The following is a 21,723-nucleotide window of genomic DNA, read 5'->3' on the forward strand; positions in this document are numbered from 1 at the left end:
GAGTCTGCATCAGGTAGGTTGGCTGGCCGCCTGGCTGGCGTACGATTATCTCTTCGTCGTTGAGCAATAGAACGAGGCACGCTGAACACATGGCCATTACCGCAGGCATCCGCCACGTCACGCATTACAAATATGACCGGCCAACCCAACTGGGCCCCCAGATCATCCGGTTGCGGCCCGCCCCCCACAGCCGGACACGGGTGATTTCGCATTCGCTCAAGGTCACGCCCGAGGGGCATTTTGTGAACCACCAGCAGGATCCCTATGGCAACTGGCTGGCCCGCTTTGTGTTCCCTGAACCCGTGCGTGAATTCCGGATCGAGGTTGATCTGGTCGCTGACATGACCGTCTACAACCCGTTCGATTTCTTTGTGACGGAAGAAGCCGAAGACTGGCCGTTCGAGTATCCCGACGAATTGAAAGACGATCTGTCGATCTATTCGACACCCGACCCCGTTGGCCCAAAACTGGCCGCCTTGCTGGACAGTATCCCGCGTGAAACCACACGGACCATTGATTTCCTTGTCGGGTTGAATGCCCGCCTCGAAAGCGAAATCGGCTATGTCATCCGCATGGAGCCCGGGGTGCAGACGCCCGAAGAAACGTTGAGCATCGGCAAGGGGTCTTGCCGTGACACCAGTTGGCTGCTCGTGCAGGTTCTGCGCAATCTGGGTCTCGCCGCGCGGTTCGTGTCCGGCTATCTGATCCAGTTGAAACCGGATCTTGTGTCGCTGGATGGCCCCGCCGGAACCGAACAGGATTTCACGGATCTGCACGCCTGGTGCGAGGTTTATCTGCCCGGCGCGGGTTGGATCGGGCTGGACCCGACCAGTGGCCTGTTGACGGGCGAAAGCCATATTCCACTGGCCGCCACGCCGCATTATGCCAATGCCGCGCCGATCAGCGGGTCGGCGACCTATGCCGAGGTCGATTTCGATTTCGAAATGACGGTCGATCGGATGTCGGAACACCCCCGGATCACCAAACCGTTCTCGGATGAGGCGTGGGACGCGCTGGACGATCTGGGCCACAAGGTCGATGAGCGGATACAGGCGCAGGACATGCGGCTGACCATGGGTGGTGAGCCGACGTTTGTGTCGATTGATGACTTCGAAAGTCCGGAATGGAACACCGCCGCTGTCGGTCCGCAAAAGCGTGGTTTGGCCGACACGCTGATCCGCCGTTTGCGCGACCGCTTTGCGCCGGGTGGGTTCCTGCACTACGGGCAGGGCAAGTGGTATCCGGGCGAAACTTTACCGCGCTGGACCTTTTCGCTGTACTGGCGGCGGGATGGCTTGCCAGTCTGGAAACAGCCCGACCTGATTGCCACCGAAACGCCGGACACTCCGGCGACGGCAGAAGATGCCGGGCGGTTCCTGTCGCATTTCGCCGAGCGGTTGGGGCTGGACCCGAGCCACGCTCAGCCGACCTATGAAGACCCGGCAGAATGGATCCTGAAGGAAGCTGGCCTGCCAGCCAATGTGACCCCGGAAGACAACAAGCTGAAAGATCCCGAGGCGCGGGCCCGGATTGCGCGCGTGTTTGCCCGTGGGCTGACCAATCCGGCGGGCTTTGCGCTGCCGATCCAGCGCTGGCAAAGCAAGGCGGCCAAAAGCGGCTGGATGTCAGAACTGTGGAAGCCCCGGCGCGGGCATCTGTTTCTGATTCCCGGGGACAGCCCGGTTGGTTTCCGCCTGCCGCTTGGCACGTTGCCGCATATTCCCGAAGGGTCTTACCCTTATGTCTACCCGGCAGATCCGACGATCCCGCAGGGGCCTTTGCCAGATTTTCATGCCGCTCAGGACAAGCAGCGACAGGCGATTCTGGACGAATTGGCCCGGATCGCGCAGGAAGAGGCTGACACGCTGCCTGACGTTTCGCCCGGCCACACGCAACCGGTCAGCGCAGCCAGCGGCGCAACTGAAAACCGTCAAACTATTGTGGAACAGGGCGTTGACCCGGATGGCAGTCAGGTGCGCACCGCGATTGCCATTGAACCGCGCGATGGCAAGCTGTGCGTGTTCATGCCTCCGGTTGAATCGCTTGAGGATTATCTTGAGCTTTTGACCAATGCCGAAGCCACCGCCGCCGAACTGGGTCTGCAAGTGCACATCGAAGGCTATTCGCCGCCCGATGACAGCCGCCTGAACGTGATCCGCGTGGCCCCCGATCCGGGCGTGATCGAGGTGAATGTGCACCCTGCGCACAGTTGGAAGGATTGCGTCGACATCACCAATGCCGTCTATGAAGAGGCGCGTCTGACGCGTCTGGGTGCCGACAAGTTCATGATCGATGGCAAGCATACCGGCACCGGTGGCGGCAATCACGTGGTTGTCGGCGGCGCGACGCCAAGCGATTCACCGTTCTTGCGGCGCCCCGATCTGCTGCGATCACTGGTTCTGCACTGGCAGCGGCATCCGTCGCTGAGCTATCTTTTCTCGGGGCTGTTCATCGGACCGACATCGCAAGCACCGCGCATCGACGAGGCGCGCCATGATACGCTGTACGAGCTGGAAATCGCGCTTAGCCAGATCCCGTCGCCGGAAGAGGGCACGCCGCCTCAGCCATGGTTGGTGGACAGGTTGTTGCGCAATATCCTCATCGACGTGACTGGCAACACGCACAGGGCCGAGATCTGTATAGACAAGCTGTATTCGCCGGATGGGCCGACGGGGCGTCTGGGCCTTGTCGAATTCCGCGGGTTCGAAATGCCGCCCGATGCCAAGATGAGCCTTGCGCAGCAGGTGTTGATCCGCGCCCTTCTGGCCCGGTTCTGGGACAAGCCGGTCAAGGGCAAACCGGTGCGGTGGGGCACGACCTTGCATGACCGGTTCATGCTGCCGCATTTTGTGTGGGAAGATTTTCAGGACGTGCTGCGCGATCTGGGCGATTATGGGTACGATTTCCGCCCCGAATGGTACGAAGCGCAGCAAGAGTTCCGCTTTCCCTTTGCTGGAGAAGTTGAATACGAAGGCGCGCATCTGGAACTGCGTCAGGCGCTTGAACCCTGGCATGTCCTGGGTGAACGCGGCGCGATTGGCGGCACCGTACGTCACACCGACAGCTCGGTCGAACGGATGCAGGTCAAGCTGAGCGCCGCCAATCCGGATCGCTATATTGTTGCCTGTAACCAACGGCAGGTGCCGATGACGGCGACAAATACCAATGGAGTCGCTGTGGGTGGCGTGCGCTTCAAGGCGTGGCAACCGGCCGAAGCGCTGCATCCGGTTCTGCCGGTCAACGCGCCTTTGACGTTTGACATCTTCGATACCTGGTCGGGCCGGGCGCTGGGGGGATGCACCTATCACGTCGCGCATCCCGGCGGGCGGAGTTACGATACGTTCCCGGTCAATGGCAACGAAGCGGATGCGCGCAGGCTTGCCCGTTTCGAAAAGATGGGCCACACAGGCGGCATGTACTGGCCACAATCCGAACGTCCGCACCCTGAATTCCCGATGACGCTTGATTTGCGCCGCGCACCGGGGATCTGACGTTTGGGCGATGCCGATCCTGTCCGTTCGGACGCGGTCGCGGCCTTGCTGGCCGCGTACCGCCCGCAGCCGGGTATCGCGGATGAATTGCTGCAGCCTGACGGTCAGTTGCGCCCGGTCTGGGCGCCGCTGATTGATCTGCTGGCAGGCCAGACGCCCGAACAAATCGCGCGCCGTTTTGCGCGGGGTGATCAGTATCTGCACGATGCCGGGGTCTATTACCGGCAATACACCGGCACGGTTTCGACCGAACGCGACTGGCCGCTGAGCCATGTGCCGGTGGTGATTTCGTCGGATGAGTGGGCCGGGCTGACGCAAGGCATCGTTCAGCGCGCCGAACTGCTGGAACGGGTGATGGCCGATCTCTATGGTCCCGGCGATCTGGTGTCGCGGGGGCTGTTGCCGGCGGAACTGGTGGCGCGCAACCCGGAATGGCTGCGCCCCATGGTGGGGATCAAACCGGCCTCGGGGCATTTCCTGCACAGCATGGCGTTTGAAATCGGGCGCGCGCCTGATGGGCGCTGGTTTGTTCTGGGCGACCGGGCTCAGGCGCCATCAGGCGCGGGGTTTGCGATTGAAAACCGGATGGCAACGGCGCGGGTGTTTGCGGACCATTATCCGGATGCCAATGTTGAACGTCTGGCCGGGTTCTTTCGCGCATTTCGCGATACGTTGACGGCCCCGCGCAGCGGTGGCTGGGGGCATGCTGCGATCCTGACGCCGGGACAACAGACTGATACCTATTTCGAACATGCCTATCTGGCGCGCTATCTGGGCCTGATGCTGCTGGAAGGCGAAGATCTGAAGGTGCAGGGTGATCGCCTGATGGTGCGCACGGTCAATGGCCCTGAACCCATTGGCGCGTTGTGGCGTCGGCTGGATTCGCGGTTTGCTGACCCACTGGAGCTGTTTGAGGGCTCTGCTCTGGGTACTCCGGGCATGGTCGGCGCGTTGCGCAACGAGGCCGTGATGATGGTCAATGCGCTGGGATCGGGCGTACTTGAAGCGCGGGCCCTGATGGCCTTTCTGCCGCGCATCTGCCGGGACTTGCTGGGCGCGCCGCTTGCCCTGCCAAATATCGCGACATGGTGGTGCGGGCAGCCACAGGCGCGTGAATACGTGATGCAAAACCTGCCACGGATGATGATCGGAAGGGCGCTGACCTCTCAATTGCCGTTTGAGACCGATAGCTTGACCGTGATTGGTGGGGCAGGGTCGGATGCCGTCGGGGACTGGCTGACGCGTGATGGGGCATCGTTTGTCGGGCAAGAGGCGGTGACGCTGTCGACCACACCGGCGATGATCGATGGCAAGCTGGCCCCGCGCCCGATGCTGGTGCGGGTGTTTGCAGTGCGCACGGATAAGGGATGGACGGTCATGCCGGGTGGATATGCCCGCATTGGGCGCACCGAAGACCCGACCGCGCTGACCATGCAAAATGGCGGGTCGGTTGCCGATGTTTGGGTAGTCGGCGACACGCCGGTCGAACAGGACAGCCTGCGCCCGGCGGTGTCGGGGCCATTTGTGCGGGGCCGGGGCGAGATGTTGCCAAGCCGCGCCGCTGACAACCTGTTCTGGCTGGGCCGCAATGTCGAACGGTCCGAAGCGCATCTGCGGCAGATGCGGGCGTATCATCTGCGCTGGGCCGAATCTGACGGGCGGATGACGCCGATTCTGAGCCACATGCAAAACTTCATGAGCGGCACAGGGATTGCTGCTGAGCCGCCAATCTCAGAGGCGTTAACCGGAATACTGGAATCGTCGCTTGGATGCGCGGGAAAGGTCCGGGACCGGTTTTCGCAAGACGGCTGGATGGCACTGCGGGATCTGGCAGACACGGCGCGGGATTTTTCGGACAGGGTTCAGCCCGGCGATGATGCGGCCCGCGCGATGTGGGTTTTGTTGCGTAAGCTGGCTGGGTTCGCCGGTCTAGCGGATGAAAACATGTACCATTCGGCGGGCTGGCGGTTTCTGACCATTGGCCGGGCGTTAGAGCGGGCCGATTTTGTGGTGCGGTCGCTGATTGAATTTGTGAATCCAGACGCGCCGCCGGGCAGTCTGGATGTCGCGCTGGAGCTGGGGGATAGCGTGCTCAGCCATCGGCAGCGCTATGCCATGCAAACTAGCCCGTTGACCGTGCTGGATCTTCTGGCGCTTGATCCGGACAACCCACGTTCGATCCTGTCGCAGATCAGCGCAATCCGGAACCAGAACGCGCTTTTGCCAAAGGCGCTGGAACATGGGCAGATGTCAGACGTGTCGCGCCGGATCCTGCAACTGCATACGTCGCTTGCTGTCGCGAAACCTGCAGGCATGACGCCGGAACAGTTGCACCACATCCGGGGCGAGCTGTTGGGGATTTCTGATGACCTGACGGCCCTGTATCTGAGTTAGCCATGCCTATTGAGTACGAAGTTCGCCTGATCATCACCTATACTTACGACCGGCCTGCCGGCGGCAGTCGGTCGCTGTTGCGGATGTTGCCCCGGTCGTTGCCCGGACAACAGTTGATCGCCGGGGCGGTCAGTTGCTCACCGGCTCCGGACTCACGCCGGGATTCGCTGGATTTCTTTGGCAACCCGTTGACCGAGCTGGCACATGACGCGCCTTTATCCGAGGTGTCTTTTCGGTTCGAGGGGCGGATTCGCAAGGATGAGGCCGAGGGCGCGTTCGATTTTTCGACCGCATTGGACCGGTTGCCAGCGGAAATCGCCCAGCAACACAGTCTGGCGCCGGACTCTCCGCATCATTTCCTCAGCGTGTCCGACCGCATCCCGCAGGCACCCGAAATCGCCGCCTTTGCGCAGCAAGTGGTTGGCAACGGATCATCTGCCCTCGACGCCGTTCAAAGCATATCGCGTGCGCTGCATGCCGAGATGGGTTTTGACCCGTCTGCAACCGATGTCACCACGACGCCGGTCGAAGCGTTTCGGGCCAGACGCGGGGTGTGTCAGGATTTCAGCCACATAATGATCACCGCCCTGCGCGCATTGGGCATTCCGGCGGGCTATGTCAGCGGGTTCCTGCGAACGAACCCGCCCGAAGGCCAGGCGCGACTGGAAGGGGCGGATGCCATGCACGCCTGGGTGAGGGCGTGGTGCGGGGCCAAGGTGGGGTGGGTCCAGATCGATCCGACCAATGACATGATGGCGGGACTGGATCACATCGTTGTGGCGCTGGGGCGTGATTATGCAGATGTGGCCCCGTTCAAAGGCTCCATGCGTGCATCGGGTGATCACACCACCCGGCACGAGGTAGATGTGGTGCCGTTATAAGCAGTTAGCTGCGCCAGGCGAAAAAGCCGGGACCAGCTTTTTCCAGCAGATCGCGGGCCATTTCAGCGCCCAGATCCGCCCCGTCTTCGATCGGGCAGGTGCGATCATCGGCGATGGCTTCGGAGCCGTCGGGACGCAGAACTTCGCCCCGCAAGCGCAGTGTGCTTCCGTCAAGCTCGGCAAGCCCGGCTATCGGGGTTTCACAAGATCCGTCCAGCGCGGCCAAAAAGGCGCGTTCAGCTGCCAGCCTTTGTCCGGTCGGCGTGTCGTGGATGGCGGCCAGCATGTCAGCCACGCGGGCGTCATCGGCGCGGCGTTCGATGCCGATGGCACCCTGTGCCACGGCAGACAACATGTCTTCGGATGCGATGGGCGTTGCGGGCACGTCCGTGCGGCCCAACCGGTTCAATCCGGCCAGCGCCAGAAACGTGCAGTCGGCGACTCCATCGTCCAGCTTTTTCAGCCGGGTCTGTACGTTGCCGCGAAATTCAACGACCGTCAGGTCGGGCCGCCGGTTCAATAGCTGGGCGCGGCGACGCAGGCTGGATGTACCGACAACAGCGCCCGCAGCCAGATCGGCCAGGCTGGTGTGCGACGGCGATACAAACGCATCGCGGACGTCTTCGCGCGGCAGATAAGTGTCCAGAAGCAGTCCGGCAGGTTGCTCGACCGGCATGTCCTTCATCGAATGCACCGCGATATCGATGCGGCCTGACAACAGGTCTTCTTCGATCTCTTTGGTGAACAGACCCTTGCCGCCGAGATCCTTCAACGGCTTGTCCGCCGCGATCAGCGCCTGGTTGTCGCCGGTGGTCTTGATGACCACGATTTCGAAAGCAGAGTCCTCTAGCCCGAAAGCAGCGGCCAGACGGCTACGGGTTTCATAGGCCTGTGCCAGCGCCAGCGGCGAACCGCGCGTGCCGATTTTCAGGGGCGAAGCGGGAGAGGGAAGCGGTGCATTCATGACTTTGCTTTAGACGCGTCCTATTGTCCTGACAACCGCGCGGACTTGACAAATTGCCGCTTGAGAGAGACCCACAGCATCAAAGACGAGTGAGGGGACACCATGGCCGAGACGAAGAAACTGTTGCGCGCACTGGCGGGAGAGATACAGGACGTGCCGCCGATCTGGATGATGCGGCAGGCCGGGCGGTACCTGCCCGAGTATCGTGCGACACGGGCGCAGGCCGGAGATTTCCTGTCGCTGTGCTATAATCCCGACCTGGCGGCCGAAGTCACATTGCAGCCGATCCGCCGTTATGGGTTTGACGCGGCGATCCTGTTTGCTGATATCCTGCTGATCCCGCAGGCGCTGGGCGCGGATTTGTGGTTCGTGACCGGGGAAGGCCCCCGGTTGTCGACGATCACCAGCCAGTCGGATTTCGATGTTTTGAAACCGGCCACGGATATCCACGAAACCCTGTCTCCGATCTATGAAACCCTGCGCATTCTGACGCGGGAATTGCCGTCGGAGACGGCATTGATCGGATTTGCGGGGGCGCCGTGGACGGTCGCCACCTATATGATCGCCGGAAAGGGCACGCCCGATCAGGCGCCCGCCCATGCCCTGCGCGAAGGCAACCCGGCGCTGTTTGATGCGCTGATCGAGCGGATCACAGAAGCCACGATTGATTACCTGTCGATGCAGATCGAGGCCGGGGCTGAAACCGTCAAGATCTTTGACAGCTGGGCCGGATCACTGAAAGGCCACGCGTTCCAGAAATACGCGTTGGAACCCTGCCGCCGGATCACGGCTGCGTTGAAAGAAAAACATCCCGACATTCCGGTCATCGGCTTCCCGCGCGAGGCGGGCGAGAAATACGTCGGGTTTGCCAAGGCGACCGGTGTGGATTGTGTGGCTTTGGACAATTCCGTCGATCCCGAATGGGCGGCGGCGAACGTGCAGGTGGATGGCTGCGTTCAAGGCAACCTGAAGTCGTCGCATATGGTCACGGGCGGTCAGGCTTTGATCGATGACACGCGCCGCATCGTAAAGGCGTTCTCAAAAGGACCGCATATTTTCAATCTGGGCCACGGAATCACCCCGGATGCAGATCCCGAGAATGTGCAGCTGATGATCGACACGGTGCGCGGCGGCTAAGCCAAGCTTTGTGACGTGGGTGCCTGATTTTTAGGCGATGATCGGGCCGGGTTGGCGGCAAGTCATACTGCACTGCAGCATTCGGCTTGCGCGTCGGCTGGTTCCGGTCTTTCTGACCAGTATCATGGCAGACACATTATCCATCGTCGTCGTCGAAAAAGACCGCGATCAGGCTTTGCTGATCGTGGACAGTCTGAGGGCGTCCGGTGATCACGAGATATTCGTGATCTCGGAAGAGGCCGGGTTGGCGCGGCGCATTTCGGAACGCAACCCGGACATCGTTCTGGTCGATATCGCCAGCCCGTCGCGCGACATGCTGGAAGAACTGACCCTTGCCTCAAGCCCGATGGAGCGGCCCGTCGCGATGTTTGTCGACCGCAGCGATCAGGGGCTGACCAAGGCGGCGATCGAGGCGGGCGTTTCGGCCTATGTGGTGGATGGGCTGCAACCGGATCGGATCAAGCCGATCATTGATGCGGCCATCGCGCGGTTCCATATGTTCCATCAGGTGCGCACCGAACTGGCCCAGACCAAGCGGGCTTTGCAGGAACGCAAGGTTATCGACCGGGCCAAGGGCATTCTGATGAAGGCGCAGGGCATCGACGAAGATGCCGCTTACGCATTGCTGCGCAAGACGGCGATGGCGCAGGGGCGCAAGATTGTAGATGTTGCCGACGCGCTTGTGACGGCGGCAGGGCTTTTGTCATGACAGTTCAGACGTTGAAGGCCGGGTTTATCCCGCTGGTGGACGCGGCTCCTCTGATTGCCGCCGCCGAGATCGGGTTTGCCGAAGAAGAGGGGCTGAAGCTGGATCTGGTGAAAGCACCCAGCTGGTCAACGCTCAGGGACATGCTGGCCGTCGGGCAGATCGATGCTGCGCATATGTTATCGCCGGTTCCGGTCGCCGCTGCGCTGGGGCTGGGCGGGGTGTCGGCACGGTTTGACGCTGTGTCTGTCCTGTCGGTCAATGGCAACGTGGTGGGCGTGTCCGAGGCGCTGGCGGGCCGGATGCGGGCGCAGGGGTATGGTTTTGATTTCAGCGATGCCGTCGCGGCGGGTGAGGCGCTGATTGCCGCCACGGATGGTCGCTTGCGCATCGGGGTCCCGTTCCCGTTTTCGATGCACGCTGAATTGTTGTATTATTGGCTGGGTGCCCTGGGGCTGCCTGCCCCGCAAGGGATCGACGTGCGCACCGTGCCGCCGCCGCTGATGGCCGAGGCGATGGCCGCTGGCGAAATCGACGCGTTTTGCGTGGGTGAGCCGTGGGGATCCATAGCTGTCGAAAACGGGGTCGGCACCTTGTTGCTGCCCGGGGCCGCGATCTGGGGCTTTGCGCCAGAAAAGGTGCTGGCCGTGCGGCATGGCTGGGCGGATGACCAGCCCGACATGACCAGTCGTCTGATCCGGGCCTTGTGGCGCGCCGGTCGCTGGCTGAGCCAACCGGGCAGTCGCGAACTGATCGCCGACGTATTGGCGCGCAGGGAATACCTGAACGTCAGTTCAGAGATCCTTGAGCGGGCGCTGACCGGGGCGTTCGTGATTTCGGCGCAGGGAGACCGCAGGACACGGGATAAGTTCGTCACGTTTTACGATGGTGCGGCCAATTTCCCATGGCGCAGTCAGGCGGCGTGGATCGGTCAGCGGCTGGCCGAACGCATGGGGCTGGATCGTGAGGGCGCGATCAGCGCGGCAAAGTCGGTATTCCGCAGTGACGTGTACCGGCAAGCGCTGTCCGGTCAGCTGGCTGATCTGCCGGGAGCCTCGGAAAAACTGGAAGGCGCAATTGCCGAACCCACCGAGGTTGCCTCGGCATCCGGGACACTGATTCTACAACCTGACCGGTTTTTCGATGGCCAAACTTTTGATCCTTCTGCACCGCAGCGATGATTTTTTGGGCGATTGCCCCGACTTGATGCGCAAGAACACCTGAAATCGGGCGCATACGTCCTGAAATCGTGTCCCGCGCTTGACGTATTTCGCAGTTGCAGCAATTCTAATCCTGTCTTCGGAACAAGGGCGTTCCACCGACACATCACCCCAAGGATGCGGGTACCCCGAGCAAAGCTGCTTGACCCACGACGTGCATGTGCACGCCGTTGGATCAGCGGCTTTTTTTGTTTTTCTGCCCCCATTTCTTTTGCTGAACGGGGCGCAACCGAAGGAATCGAAATGAAACTGACCTTTGCTGCATTGCTGACCAGCACCGCACTATGCGCCCCGGCCTTTGCCGAGATGCTGGACGTTGAAAAAGACGAACTGAAGTTCGGCTTTATCAAGTTGACCGACATGGCGCCTTTGGCCGTGGCGTATGAGAATGGCTATTTCGAAGACGAAGGCCTGTTCGTGACGCTGGAAGCACAGGCCAACTGGAAAGTGCTGCTGGATGGCGTGATCGGCGGTCAGCTGGACGGGGCACATATGCTTGCCGGTCAGCCGCTGGCCGCGACGATCGGGTTCGGGACCGAGGCCCACATCATCACGCCGTTTTCGATGGATCTGAACGGCAACGGCATCACCGTGTCGAACGAGATCTGGGACCAGATGAAACCGCATATCCCATTGATGGACGACGGTCGCCCGCAGCACCCGATTTCAGCGGCGGCGCTGAAGCCGGTTGTCGAAGCGTACAAAGACGAAGGCAAGCCGTTCAACATGGGCATGGTTTTCCCGGTGTCGACCCACAACTATGAACTGCGCTATTGGCTGGCTGCCGGTGGTCTTGAGCCCGGGTTTTATTCGAGCGACAACATCACCGGACAGATCGGTGCCGATGTTTTGCTGAGCGTGACCCCGCCGCCGCAGATGCCGTCGACCATGGAAGCCGGTACGATCTATGGCTATTGCGTGGGCGAGCCGTGGAACCAGCAGGCCGTGTTCAAAGGCATCGGTGTTCCGGTCATCACCGATTATGAGCTTTGGAAGAACAACCCCGAAAAGGTCTTTGGCCTGTCGGCTGAATTCCAGCAAGAAAATCCGCAGACCACCATTGCGATCACCAAGGCGCTGATCCGCGCGGCGATCTGGCTGGACGAAAACGACAACGCCAACCGCCCCGAGGCGGTCGAGATCCTGAGCCGGTCTGAATATGTCGGTGCGGATTACGATGTCATCGCGAATTCGATGACCGGCACGTTTGAATATGAGAAAGGCGACAAGCGCGAGGTTCCGGATTTCAACGTGTTCTTCCGCTATAACGCGACCTATCCGTTCTATTCGGATGCGGTCTGGTACCTGACCCAGATGCGCCGCTGGGGCCAGATCACCGAAGCGAAATCTGACAGCTGGTATGATGAGGTCGCCAAGTCGGTCTATAAGCCCGAGATCTATCTGACGGCTGCCAAGATGCTGGTCGAAGAAGGTCTGGCAAATGAGGCCGATTTCCCCTGGGACAGCGATGGCTACAAGGCGCCCACCCCGGCCGAAGATATCATCGACGGTATCCCTTATGACGGCAGAACCCCCAACGCCTATCTTGAAAGCCTGCCGATCGGCCTGAAAGCGGGCCAGACCGTTGTCGGGAACGAAGTGCAGGGCTAACCCTTCACTGAACCTGCCGGAGGGCGGCGCGGCGCTCGCGCCCATAGGGGGCGCATCGCCCCGCCCGCCCTCCCGTTTTTCTCTTACTTGATCGAGCCAAGGACCTAGCCATGACCACCGTCGATCCCGATTTCGCCGCAGAACAGGCCCGTGCCGAGCGGCAGGCGCGGATGTTCCATCGTATCAACAAGGCTGACGCCTATTTTCAGGTCCTGGGCCTGGCTTGGGTGACGCCCTTGCTGAAAGCCGCCGCCGGGGACAACCCGCGCGCGCAGATGAAAGACGTCTGGCGGTTGTTGGGTGTGCCGATGCTGGCCATCGCCGGTTTCCTGCTTGCCTGGGCCGCTTTGGCCCCGACGGTGCAGACGTCGCTGGGGGCGGTTCCGGGACCGGTGCAGGTGTGGGAGCAGGTCGAAAACCTGCATGCCGACGCCAAGCGTGAGCGTGAAAAGGAAGCTGCGTTTTATGTCCGTCAGGACGAGCGCAACGCCAAATACATCGAAATGGGCAAGCCCGAGAAGGTCAAGGAACGCGCTTACACCGGGCAGCCGACCTATTATCAGCAGATCTGGACGTCGATCAAAACCGTGTTCTTCGGATTTTTGCTGGCCACGATTGTTGCGGTGCCTTTGGGGATCATGGCCGGGTTGTCGGCGACAGCAAACGCCGCGATCAATCCGTTGATCCAGATTTTCAAGCCGGTGTCCCCGTTGGCGTGGTTGCCGATCGTGACCATGGTGGTCTCGGCCACTTACACCGTGAATGATGGGTTGTTTTCGAAGTCCTTCCTGATCTCGGCCATCACGGTAACCTTGTGTTCGCTGTGGCCGACACTGATCAACACGGCACTTGGTGTGTCGTCGATCGATAAGGATCTGGTCAATGTGTCCAAGGTTCTGAAGATGAACACCTGGACCAAGATCACCAAGTTGGTTCTGCCCTCGGCCCTGCCGCTGATTTTCACCGGGTTGCGTCTGTCGCTTGGTGTTGGCTGGATGGTTCTGATTGCGGCCGAAATGCTGGCGCAGAACCCTGGGTTGGGCAAGTTCGTATGGGATGAGTTCCAAAACGGATCCTCGCAGTCTCTGGCCAAGATCATGGTGGCGGTTCTGACCATCGGGATTATCGGCTTCCTGCTGGACCGGTTGATGTTCGCGATCCAGTCGCTGTTTACCTTCACGAATAATCGGTGATCCAGATGGCTGTGCTTGAATTCAAGAATGTCAGCAAATCCTTCGGCGAAGGCACTGCGGCATCCCATGTTCTGAAAAACATCGATCTGGAGGTTGAGGAGGGCGAGTTTCTTGTGCTTCTCGGGTTCTCAGGGTCGGGCAAAACGACGCTGATCAACCTGATGGCGGGTCTTGAGATGCCGTCGAAGGGCGAGGTCACATATCGCGGCAAGGCGATTGACGGGCCGGGGCCGGAACGGGGCGTCATCTTTCAGAACTATTCGCTGATGCCGTGGCTGACGGTGAACGGAAATGTGGGTCTGGCGGTCGATACGATGTTCCCCAACCTGTCCAAGGCTGAAAAAGCTGACAAGGTTGCGCATTACGTCAAGATGGTGGGGCTGGATCATGCGGCCACCCGCCGTCCGGCGGAATTGTCGGGCGGGATGCGGCAACGGGTGAACGTGGCCCGTGCTTTGGCGATGGACCCCGAGATGTTGCTGCTGGACGAACCCCTGTCGGCGCTGGATGCGCTGACCCGGGCCAATCTGGCAGATGAGATCGAACACATCTGGGAGGCGGACAAAAAGACCTGTGTGCTGATCACCAATGATGTGGACGAAGCGATCTTGCTGGCGGACCGGATCATCGCGCTGAACCCGGACGGAACGCTGGGCGAAGAGTTCAAGGTCACCATCCCGCGTCCACGTGAACGCGGTGAGATGAACCATCACGAGGGGTTCAAAGCACTGCGGGCCAAGGTCACGACGTATCTGATGGATGTCGGAATCGAGGCGAAGGCAGAAGGGACCAAAACTCTGCCGAATGTGACGCCGATCCATTCGGTGCCGGCGGCTGTTGCCGATGCTCAGAAGGGCATGATCGACCGGAACTTTCTGGATTTCAGCCAGCTCCACAAGATCTATCCGACGCCGAAGGGGCCGTTGACCGTGGTCGAGGATTTCAACCTTAAGCTCAACAAGGGCGAGTTTATTTCGCTGATCGGGCATTCGGGCTGTGGCAAATCCACGGTTCTGACGATGGCCGCCGGGTTGAACGAGATCTCGAAAGGGGCGATCAGGCTGGATGGGCGGCATGTCGAAGGGGCCGATCCGGAACGTGCGGTGGTGTTTCAGTCGCCCAACCTGTTCCCCTGGCTGACAGCGCGTGAAAACTGCGCCATCGGGGTCGACAAAGTCTATCCCAAGGCGTCGCGGGCCGAACGTCAGGATGTGGTTGAGTACTATCTTGAGCGTGTGGGTCTGGCTGATGCCATGGACCGCGGCGCGGCGGATATGTCGAATGGCATGAAACAGCGGGTTGGTATTGCGCGGGCCTTTGCGCTGAGCCCGAAACTGCTGTTGCTGGATGAGCCCTTTGGGATGCTGGACAGCCTGACCCGCTGGGAGCTGCAGGAAGTGTTGATGGAGGTCTGGGATCGGACCAAGGTCACCGCGATCTGCGTAACCCATGACGTGGATGAGGCGATCTTGCTGGCCGACCGGGTGGTGATGATGACCAACGGACCACAGGCGACCATCGGCAAGATTGTCGATGTCGATCTGCCCCGCCCCCGCACCCGCAAGGCGTTGCTGGAACATCCCGATTATTACGCTTTCCGTCAGGAAGTGCTGGATTTCCTTGAGGAATACGAGCACGGCGCAAAGCCCAAAGCGAAACCGGCGCCTGCGCCGATTGCAGCGGAGTGAACACGATGACACAGAAAATCGTCGTTATCGGGGCCGGTATGGCCTCGGGACGGGTGCTGGAGCACCTGAGTGACGCAGGCGCGGATGTCGAGGTTACTCTCTTCAACGCTGAGCCGCGCGGAAACTATAACCGGATCATGCTGAGCCCGGTTCTGTCTGGCGACAAAACGTACGACGAAATCGTGACGCATGATGCCCATTGGTATGCCGAGCGCGGTGTGACCTGCCGCTTTGGCGAAAAGGTCGCATCGGTGGATCGGGGTGCCAAGACGGTTACGGCGGAAAACGGTGATGTTCTGCCCTATGACAAGCTGGTGTTTGGCACCGGATCGAACCCGTTCATCATCCCTTTTCCGGGGCATGATCTGGAAGGCGTGATTGCCTATCGTGACCTGGAAGATACCGAGCGGATGATGGGGCTGGGCGAAGGCCACAAAGCCGTCGTGATCGGTGGCGGTCTGCTGGGGCTGGAAGCGGCGGCTGGCATGGCGGCACGCGGAGTCGACGTGACCGTTGTGCACATCATGGGCCACCTGATGGAGCGTCAGTTGGACGAGGCCGCCGGGTATCTGCTGCGCAAGGCGCTGATCGACAAGGGCATTACCGTCAAATGCTCGGCGAATTCCAAGGAGATCCTTGGTGAAAACGGCCACGTCAAGGCGCTGTTGCTGGATGACGGAACCGAGCTGCCCTGTGATCTACTAGTCATGGCTGTTGGCATCCGCCCCAATGTGGCTTTGGCCCAGGACAGTGGGTTGCAGGTTGGCAAGGGCATCTATGTGGATGACCAGATGATCACCTCGGACCCGGATGTGCTGGCGGTTGGCGAATGTGTCGAACATGACGGTGCGATCTTTGGTCTGGTGGCTCCGCTGTACGATCAGGCCAAGGTGGCAGCGCAGACCCTGATGGGGGCAAAGGCGACCTTTGTTCAGAAAGAGCTGTCGACCAAGCTGAAGGTCACCGGGTGCGATTTGTTCAGTGCAGGCGACTTTGCGGATGGCGAAGGGCGCGAAGACATCGTGTTCCGCGATCCGGCGCGCGGTGTCTATAAGCGCCTTGTGATCGAAGACAACCGGATCATCGGCGCGGTCTTCTATGGCGACACGGCTGACAGCAACTGGTTCTTCGGGATGATCCGCGACAAGACCGACATCTCGGACATGCGCGAGACGCTGATTTTTGGCCCCGCCTTTCAGGGGAGTGCCCCCCTGGACCCTATGGCGGCCGTTGCAGCCTTACCGCCTGACGCAGAAATCTGCGGCTGCAACGGCATTTGTAAAGGCACCATTGTCGAGGCCATCACAGGGGGCGCGTCCGATCTGGGCGCGGTCCGGGCCACGACCAAGGCAAGTGCATCCTGCGGGACGTGCACGGGATTGGTCGAACAATTGCTTGCCGTCACCATGGGCGACGAGTTTGAATCCAAGCAAGCCGGCATTTGCGGCTGTACCGATCTGACCCACGAAGAAGTTCGTCGCCTGATCAAGTCGCAAGAACTGAAATCGATGGCGGCTGTACATCAGGAACTGGGGTGGAAAACCTCGTGCGGGTGCCATGTCTGTCGCCCGGCGATCAACTATTACCTGCTGGCCGATTGGCCGGTCGAATATCAGGACGATCCGCAAAGCCGGTTCATCAACGAACGCAAGCACGCCAACATCCAGAAGGATGGTACGTTCAGCGTTGTGCCAAGGATGTGGGGCGGGATGACCACGCCCAACGAATTGCGCGCGATTGCCGATGCGGCTGAAAAATACGATGTGCCGACGGTGCATGTGACAGGTGGCCAGAGGATCGACCTTCTAGGGGTGCGTGGCGAAGATCTGCCTGCCATGTGGGCCGATCTGAATCGGGCCGGGCTGGTATCGGGCCATGCCTATGCCAAGGGTCTGCGAACGGTGAAAACCTGTGTCGGGACAGACCATTGCCGGTTTGGTACGCAGGACAGCACCGGTCTGGGGATCAAGCTTGAGAAAAAGCTGTGGGGGTCATGGTCGCCACATAAGGTCAAGCTGGCCGTGTCGGGATGCCCGCGCAACTGTGCCGAAGCCACCTGTAAGGATATCGGCGTGGTCTGTGTCGACTCCGGCTATCAGATCGGGGTTGGCGGCGCGGCTGGTATGGATCTGAAAGAGACCCAGCGTCTGGCTGATGTTGCCTCGGAACAAGAGGCCATCGATCTGGCGACCGCGTTCATGCAGCTTTACCGCGAGAACGCCAAGTATCTGGACCGACCCTATAAGTGGATCGCCAAGGTCGGGCTGGACTGGGTCAAGGAACGGATTGTCGATGATCTGGACGAACGTCAGGCGCTGATCGAGCGGTTCGAACTGTCACAGTCAATCTATCAGAAAGACCCCTGGGCCGAACATGTCGCCGAACAGGCCAACGCGTATCAGCCGATCGCCGATTTCAAACTGGAGGCTGCAGAATGAGCGACTGGATCGATATCGGGGCGCTGGGCGATATCCCGCAGCGCGGTGCGCGGGTTGTCAAAACCCCGCTGGGGTGCGTGGCCGTGTTTCGCACCATTCTGGATGAAGTGTTCGCGTTGGACAATGCCTGCCCGCACAAGGGCGGACCATTGGCCGAAGGTATCGTGCACGGTTCATCCGTGACATGCCCGCTGCACAACTGGGTATTTTCGCTTGAAACCGGTCAGGCGCAAGGTGCAGATGACGGCGGAGTGGCGACCTATCCGGCCCGCATTGATGCCGGCCGGGTCTATCTGGACGCCAATTTCCTGCAGATGCGGGCCGCGGAATGACATCGGTCAAAACCGCCTGCCCGTATTGCGGCGTCGGATGCGGCGTGCTGGCCAAGGCAGACGGCACGGTGTCTGGCGACCCCGATCACCCGGCGAACTTCGGGCGGTTGTGTTCCAAAGGCACGGCATTGGGTGAAACCGTATCGCTTGAGGGCAGGTTGTTGGCGCCCCGTGTGGACGGGGTCGAAACCGGGTGGGATCCGGCGCTGGACTTGGTCGCGGAGCGTTTTCGGGCCGCGGTTGAGGAATATGGCCCGGATTCGGTGGCGTTCTATGTTTCGGGGCAGCTGCTGACTGAAGACTACTATGTCGCGAACAAGCTGATAAAGGGGTATATCGGCAGCGCAAATATCGACACGAATTCAAGGCTGTGCATGGCCTCGTCCGTGGCGGGGCACAAATGGGCCTTCGGCAGCGATACCGTTCCCGGCCAATACGCCGACTTCGAAGAGGCCGAGGTGATTGTGCTGGTGGGGTCAAACCTGGCCTGGTGCCACCCAGTGCTGTTCCAGCGGATTGTTGCAGCCAAAAAGGCGCGGCCCGGGCTGAAGGTTGTGGTGATCGATCCGCGCAGAACCGCCACGGCCAAGATTGCCGACCTGCACCTGTCGATCCGCCCCGATGGCGATGCGGCGCTGTTCAACCTGCTTTTGGAGCAGATCGACGCGCGTGGTCTGATCGACGCGGACTATACTGCGGCGCATGTCGATGGCCTGGGCGATGCGGTGAAGGCCGCACATGGCTCGGACCGCGCAATGACCGGTTTGAGTGACACCGAGATTGATCAGTTTCTGGACCTCTGGTGTGGCACGGACAAGGTTGTCACGCTGTATTCGCAAGGCGTGAACCAATCGGTTTGCGGCACCGACAAGGTCAACGCGATCCTGAATTGCCATCTGGCCACGGGTCGGATTGGCAAACCGGGTTGCGGGCCGTTTTCGATAACCGGGCAGCCAAATGCGATGGGCGGGCGCGAAGTAGGCGGTCTGGCCAATATGCTGGCCTGCCATCTGGACCTTGAAAATGCCGATCACCGCCATGCGGTTCAGACGTTCTGGGCCTCTCCTGCCATGGCAGACGCGCCGGGTCTTAAGGCGGTGGACCTGTTTCAGGCCTGCGCGGACGGGAAAATCAAGGCGCTTTGGATCATGTCGACCAATCCGGCGGTGTCGATGCCTGATGCAGACAAAGTGGTCGAAGCAATCCGCGCGGTGCCGTTTACCGTGGCCAGCGACATCGTGATTGATACCGACACCAACCGGCTGGTCGATGTCTTGCTGCCTGCCACTGGCTGGGGTGAAAAATCGGGGACTGTCACGAATTCGGAACGCTGTATCTCGCGTCAGCGCGCGTTCCTGCCCGCGCCGGGACAGGCCCGCCCGGATTGGGACATCATCGCTGATGTTGGCCGCCGCATGGGCTGGCACGATGCGTTTGATTTTGCCAGCGAAGCTGAAGTGTTTCGCGAATATGCCGCCTTGTCGTCTGTGTCGGGGATGTTGGGGCGCGACTTTGACATCTCGGGGTTGGCTGACCTTGGGGATCAGGCGTATGACGCGATGCCGCCGACCTATTGGCCGGTGCCACGCAATGCGGCGTCGGGTGGCCGGTTCTTTGCGGATGGAGGGTTTTATCATCCCGGCGGCAAGGCACGGATGTTGCCGATCACACCACCAGACCGGAAACCCGTAGGCGCGGGTTTGCGCCTGAACACGGGCCGGGTGCGCGACCACTGGCACACCATGACCCGCACGGGTCGGTCACCACGGCTGGGCATGCATATGGGAGAGCCGTATCTTGAAATTCACCCTGAAGATGCGGTGTCTGCCGGGCTTAGGGATGCCGAGTTGGCCGTGGTGGAAAACCCCCGTGGACGGGTGATCCTGCGGGTTCTGATCACTGCCAAGGCGCAACTTGGATCGGTGTTCGCTCCGATGCATTGGACGGATATCACAGCCTCGCAAAGCCGGATCAACGCGCTGGTCGATGCGGTGACAGACCCGGTGTCAGGTCAACCCGCGTCAAAGGGTGCAAATGTGACGCTGAAGCAGTTCGAGGCAGGGTGGTATGGCTTTGCTGTCAGCGCCGCGCCGATGGAACCGACCCGGCCATATGCCGCGATTGCGCGCTGCAAATCGGGCTGGCGCGCCGAGGTCGCTGGCGTTCGCCTGCCAGAAAGCTGGGAGTCCGAAGCCCGCGCTGTTCTGAACTTGCCCGACGGTGAAGCCAGCGTTGTCGAAGACCCGGCAGGAGGTGTTTATCGGGTCGCGATCCATCACGGCGGTCAATTGCTTGGCCTGTTCTTTGCCGCATGTGAACCGGTCACAGTGGCCCGGTCAGCTGCCGTCGCGCTGATCGGAACCGAGACGCCGCCGATGGCCGCTTTGGCTGGGGTAGCCGGGGCGGAGCAGCCGGACCGTGGCGCGACGATCTGTGCGTGTTTCGACATCGGGTCCGAGCAGATCCGCCGGAGCATATCGGATGGAGCCCGCACGGTCGACGCGTTGGGGGCCTGCCTTGGGGCGGGCAGCAACTGCGGATCTTGCCGACCTGAATTGCAGGACCTGATCGATGCTGTTGCACCGGTTAAGATGGCCGCTGAATGACGCTTTCTTTTGGCAGCAGTGATCAGATTGCGCGCCTGCGGCGCATTGGGTTTTCAGGATGAGGGACGCTGTCCCTCAAACTCCCTGGGGTATTTCGAACAAGAAAGAAGCCGTGCAGGGGCCCGTTTGGTGGACTAGGTCTGTTCCTCCATGCGTTTGCGAAACTGGCGCGGCGGCTGGCCGGTGCCTGTGGAAAATACGCGGGAGAAATGAGCAGGGTCGGCAAAGCCAAGTTCATACCCGATTTCGGCGGCGGACAGGGTTGTGTAGATCAGCAGGCGCCGCGCCTCGCGAAGCATTCGGTCGTTGATCAGGGTTGAGGCGGATCCACCGGTGGCCTGCCGGACGATCCGGTTGAGATGTGTGGGCGACACGGCCAGCTGAGCGGCGTAGTCGGCAACGGGTATGCGGTTGCGGTATTCTGTTTCGATTAGTGTTTCGAACCGGCGAAACAGGGGGTTGTCGCGGCCCGGATCGACTTGGCCCTGTTCGGACTGGACCGCACGAGCCATCAGCCCGATCAGAAGTGCGGCCATGGCGCGCAGGATATGGGCGCGCCCGAAGGTGCGGCGGCCATATTCCGCAAAGATCTGCTCGGCCAGGGCGCGCAGGTCGGGGGTGAGCGTAGTTGTCGCAGGCACGTGCATAACGCTGCCCAGTCCTTCGCCTTCGCGCAGGCAGTCATCGACCAGATCCGAGCTGAGCGTGACCACCCAGCCCTGGGTGCCCTCCTGAAAGGAGAACCCGTGAACATGGCCACGCGGAACATTGATCGCCATGCCCGGCGTCATCTGAACTTGCTGTCCGTCGATATGCGCCTGCCCGCCGCCGTCCGCAATCAGGAGCACCTGATGTAGCCGGGCATGGCGATGGGGGCGGAACTCCCAATTGTGCAGCTGCGAGCGGTCCTGAACCGTTTCGCAATGCACGACATCGGGGATTTCGGCGGTTTCGCCGAACAGGTTGTAGGAGCGGATGCGGTCTGTCTGATCAAGTGAAGTCATGTTTGATATGTACAAGAATTTGCGCGGTCGATCCATTCGCAAATCGGGTCTTTCGAGG

14 protein-coding genes are annotated in these 21,723 nt (G+C 60.8%); 12 read left to right on the forward strand and 2 right to left on the reverse strand.

The window, feature by feature from the left end:
* Positions 1 to 89 precede the first annotated feature (89 nt).
* The 3 genes from FOY56_RS13935 to FOY56_RS13945 are packed head-to-tail and all read left to right on the forward strand — an operon-like array spanning position 90 to position 6,766.
* Positions 90 to 3,491 carry a transglutaminase family protein gene (locus FOY56_RS13935; RefSeq protein WP_146346471.1) on the forward strand — a complete coding sequence of 1,134 codons (3,402 nt, stop codon included), beginning with the start codon at positions 90 to 92 and terminating at the stop codon, positions 3,489 to 3,491.
* Positions 3,492 to 3,494: 3 nt separating this feature from the next.
* Positions 3,495 to 5,885, forward strand: coding sequence for a circularly permuted type 2 ATP-grasp protein (locus FOY56_RS13940; protein WP_146346472.1), 2,391 nt, complete (start codon positions 3,495 to 3,497; stop codon positions 5,883 to 5,885).
* A 2-nt stretch (positions 5,886 to 5,887) separates the two neighbouring features.
* Entirely contained in the window at positions 5,888 to 6,766 is an 879-nt protein-coding gene (locus FOY56_RS13945; protein WP_146346473.1) for a transglutaminase family protein, read from the forward strand.
* 4 nt (positions 6,767 to 6,770) lie between these two features.
* Here the strand turns inward: FOY56_RS13945 and hemC are convergent, their stop codons facing one another.
* Positions 6,771 to 7,730, reverse strand: a complete 960-nt coding sequence (gene hemC / locus FOY56_RS13950) for a hydroxymethylbilane synthase (RefSeq protein ID WP_146346474.1) — start codon at positions 7,728 to 7,730, stop codon at positions 6,771 to 6,773.
* A 102-nt stretch (positions 7,731 to 7,832) separates the two neighbouring features.
* Here hemC and hemE point away from each other — a divergent pair, with 102 nt between their 5' ends.
* From hemE to FOY56_RS13995, 9 genes are all read left to right on the forward strand, one after another.
* Positions 7,833 to 8,867, forward strand: coding sequence for a uroporphyrinogen decarboxylase (gene hemE / locus FOY56_RS13955; RefSeq protein WP_146346475.1), 1,035 nt, complete (start codon positions 7,833 to 7,835; stop codon positions 8,865 to 8,867).
* Positions 8,868 to 8,991: 124 nt separating this feature from the next.
* A complete protein-coding gene (locus tag FOY56_RS13960) occupies positions 8,992 to 9,576 on the forward strand; it encodes an ANTAR domain-containing response regulator (RefSeq protein WP_146346476.1) in 585 nt (194 codons plus the stop codon).
* On the forward strand, positions 9,573 to 10,754 hold the full coding sequence (locus FOY56_RS13965) for a CmpA/NrtA family ABC transporter substrate-binding protein (RefSeq protein WP_146346477.1): 1,182 nt from the start codon (positions 9,573 to 9,575) through the stop codon (positions 10,752 to 10,754). Before FOY56_RS13960 ends, FOY56_RS13965 begins: the two co-directional genes overlap by 4 nt.
* 282 nt (positions 10,755 to 11,036) lie before the next feature.
* Entirely contained in the window at positions 11,037 to 12,404 is a 1,368-nt protein-coding gene (locus FOY56_RS13970) for a CmpA/NrtA family ABC transporter substrate-binding protein (RefSeq protein WP_146346478.1), read from the forward strand.
* A gap of 110 nt (positions 12,405 to 12,514) precedes the next feature.
* Entirely contained in the window at positions 12,515 to 13,597 is a 1,083-nt protein-coding gene (locus tag FOY56_RS13975; RefSeq protein ID WP_146346479.1) for an ABC transporter permease, read from the forward strand.
* A 5-nt stretch (positions 13,598 to 13,602) separates the two neighbouring features.
* Positions 13,603 to 15,285 (forward strand): ABC transporter ATP-binding protein, encoded by a 1,683-nt coding sequence (locus FOY56_RS13980; protein ID WP_146346480.1) that lies wholly within the window; start codon positions 13,603 to 13,605, stop codon positions 15,283 to 15,285.
* 5 nt (positions 15,286 to 15,290) lie between these two features.
* On the forward strand, positions 15,291 to 17,723 hold the full coding sequence (gene nirB, locus FOY56_RS13985) for a nitrite reductase large subunit NirB (protein WP_146346481.1): 2,433 nt from the start codon (positions 15,291 to 15,293) through the stop codon (positions 17,721 to 17,723).
* Positions 17,720 to 18,055, forward strand: a complete 336-nt coding sequence (gene nirD, locus FOY56_RS13990; protein WP_146346482.1) for a nitrite reductase small subunit NirD — start codon at positions 17,720 to 17,722, stop codon at positions 18,053 to 18,055. The genes nirB and nirD overlap by 4 nt, the downstream gene beginning before the upstream one ends.
* Positions 18,052 to 20,661, forward strand: a complete 2,610-nt coding sequence (locus tag FOY56_RS13995; RefSeq protein WP_146346483.1) for a nitrate reductase — start codon at positions 18,052 to 18,054, stop codon at positions 20,659 to 20,661. Before nirD ends, FOY56_RS13995 begins: the two co-directional genes overlap by 4 nt.
* Positions 20,662 to 20,795: 134 nt before the next feature.
* Here the strand turns inward: FOY56_RS13995 and FOY56_RS14000 are convergent, their stop codons facing one another.
* Positions 20,796 to 21,665 carry a helix-turn-helix domain-containing protein gene (locus FOY56_RS14000; protein WP_246139489.1) on the reverse strand — a complete coding sequence of 290 codons (870 nt, stop codon included), beginning with the start codon at positions 21,663 to 21,665 and terminating at the stop codon, positions 20,796 to 20,798.
* Between the last annotated feature and the right edge of the window lie 58 nt (positions 21,666 to 21,723).

The sequence above is a fragment of the Falsiphaeobacter marinintestinus genome (genome assembly GCF_007923355.1).
In the GTDB taxonomy this organism is placed as follows: domain Bacteria; phylum Pseudomonadota; class Alphaproteobacteria; order Rhodobacterales; family Rhodobacteraceae; genus Phaeobacter_A; species Phaeobacter_A marinintestinus.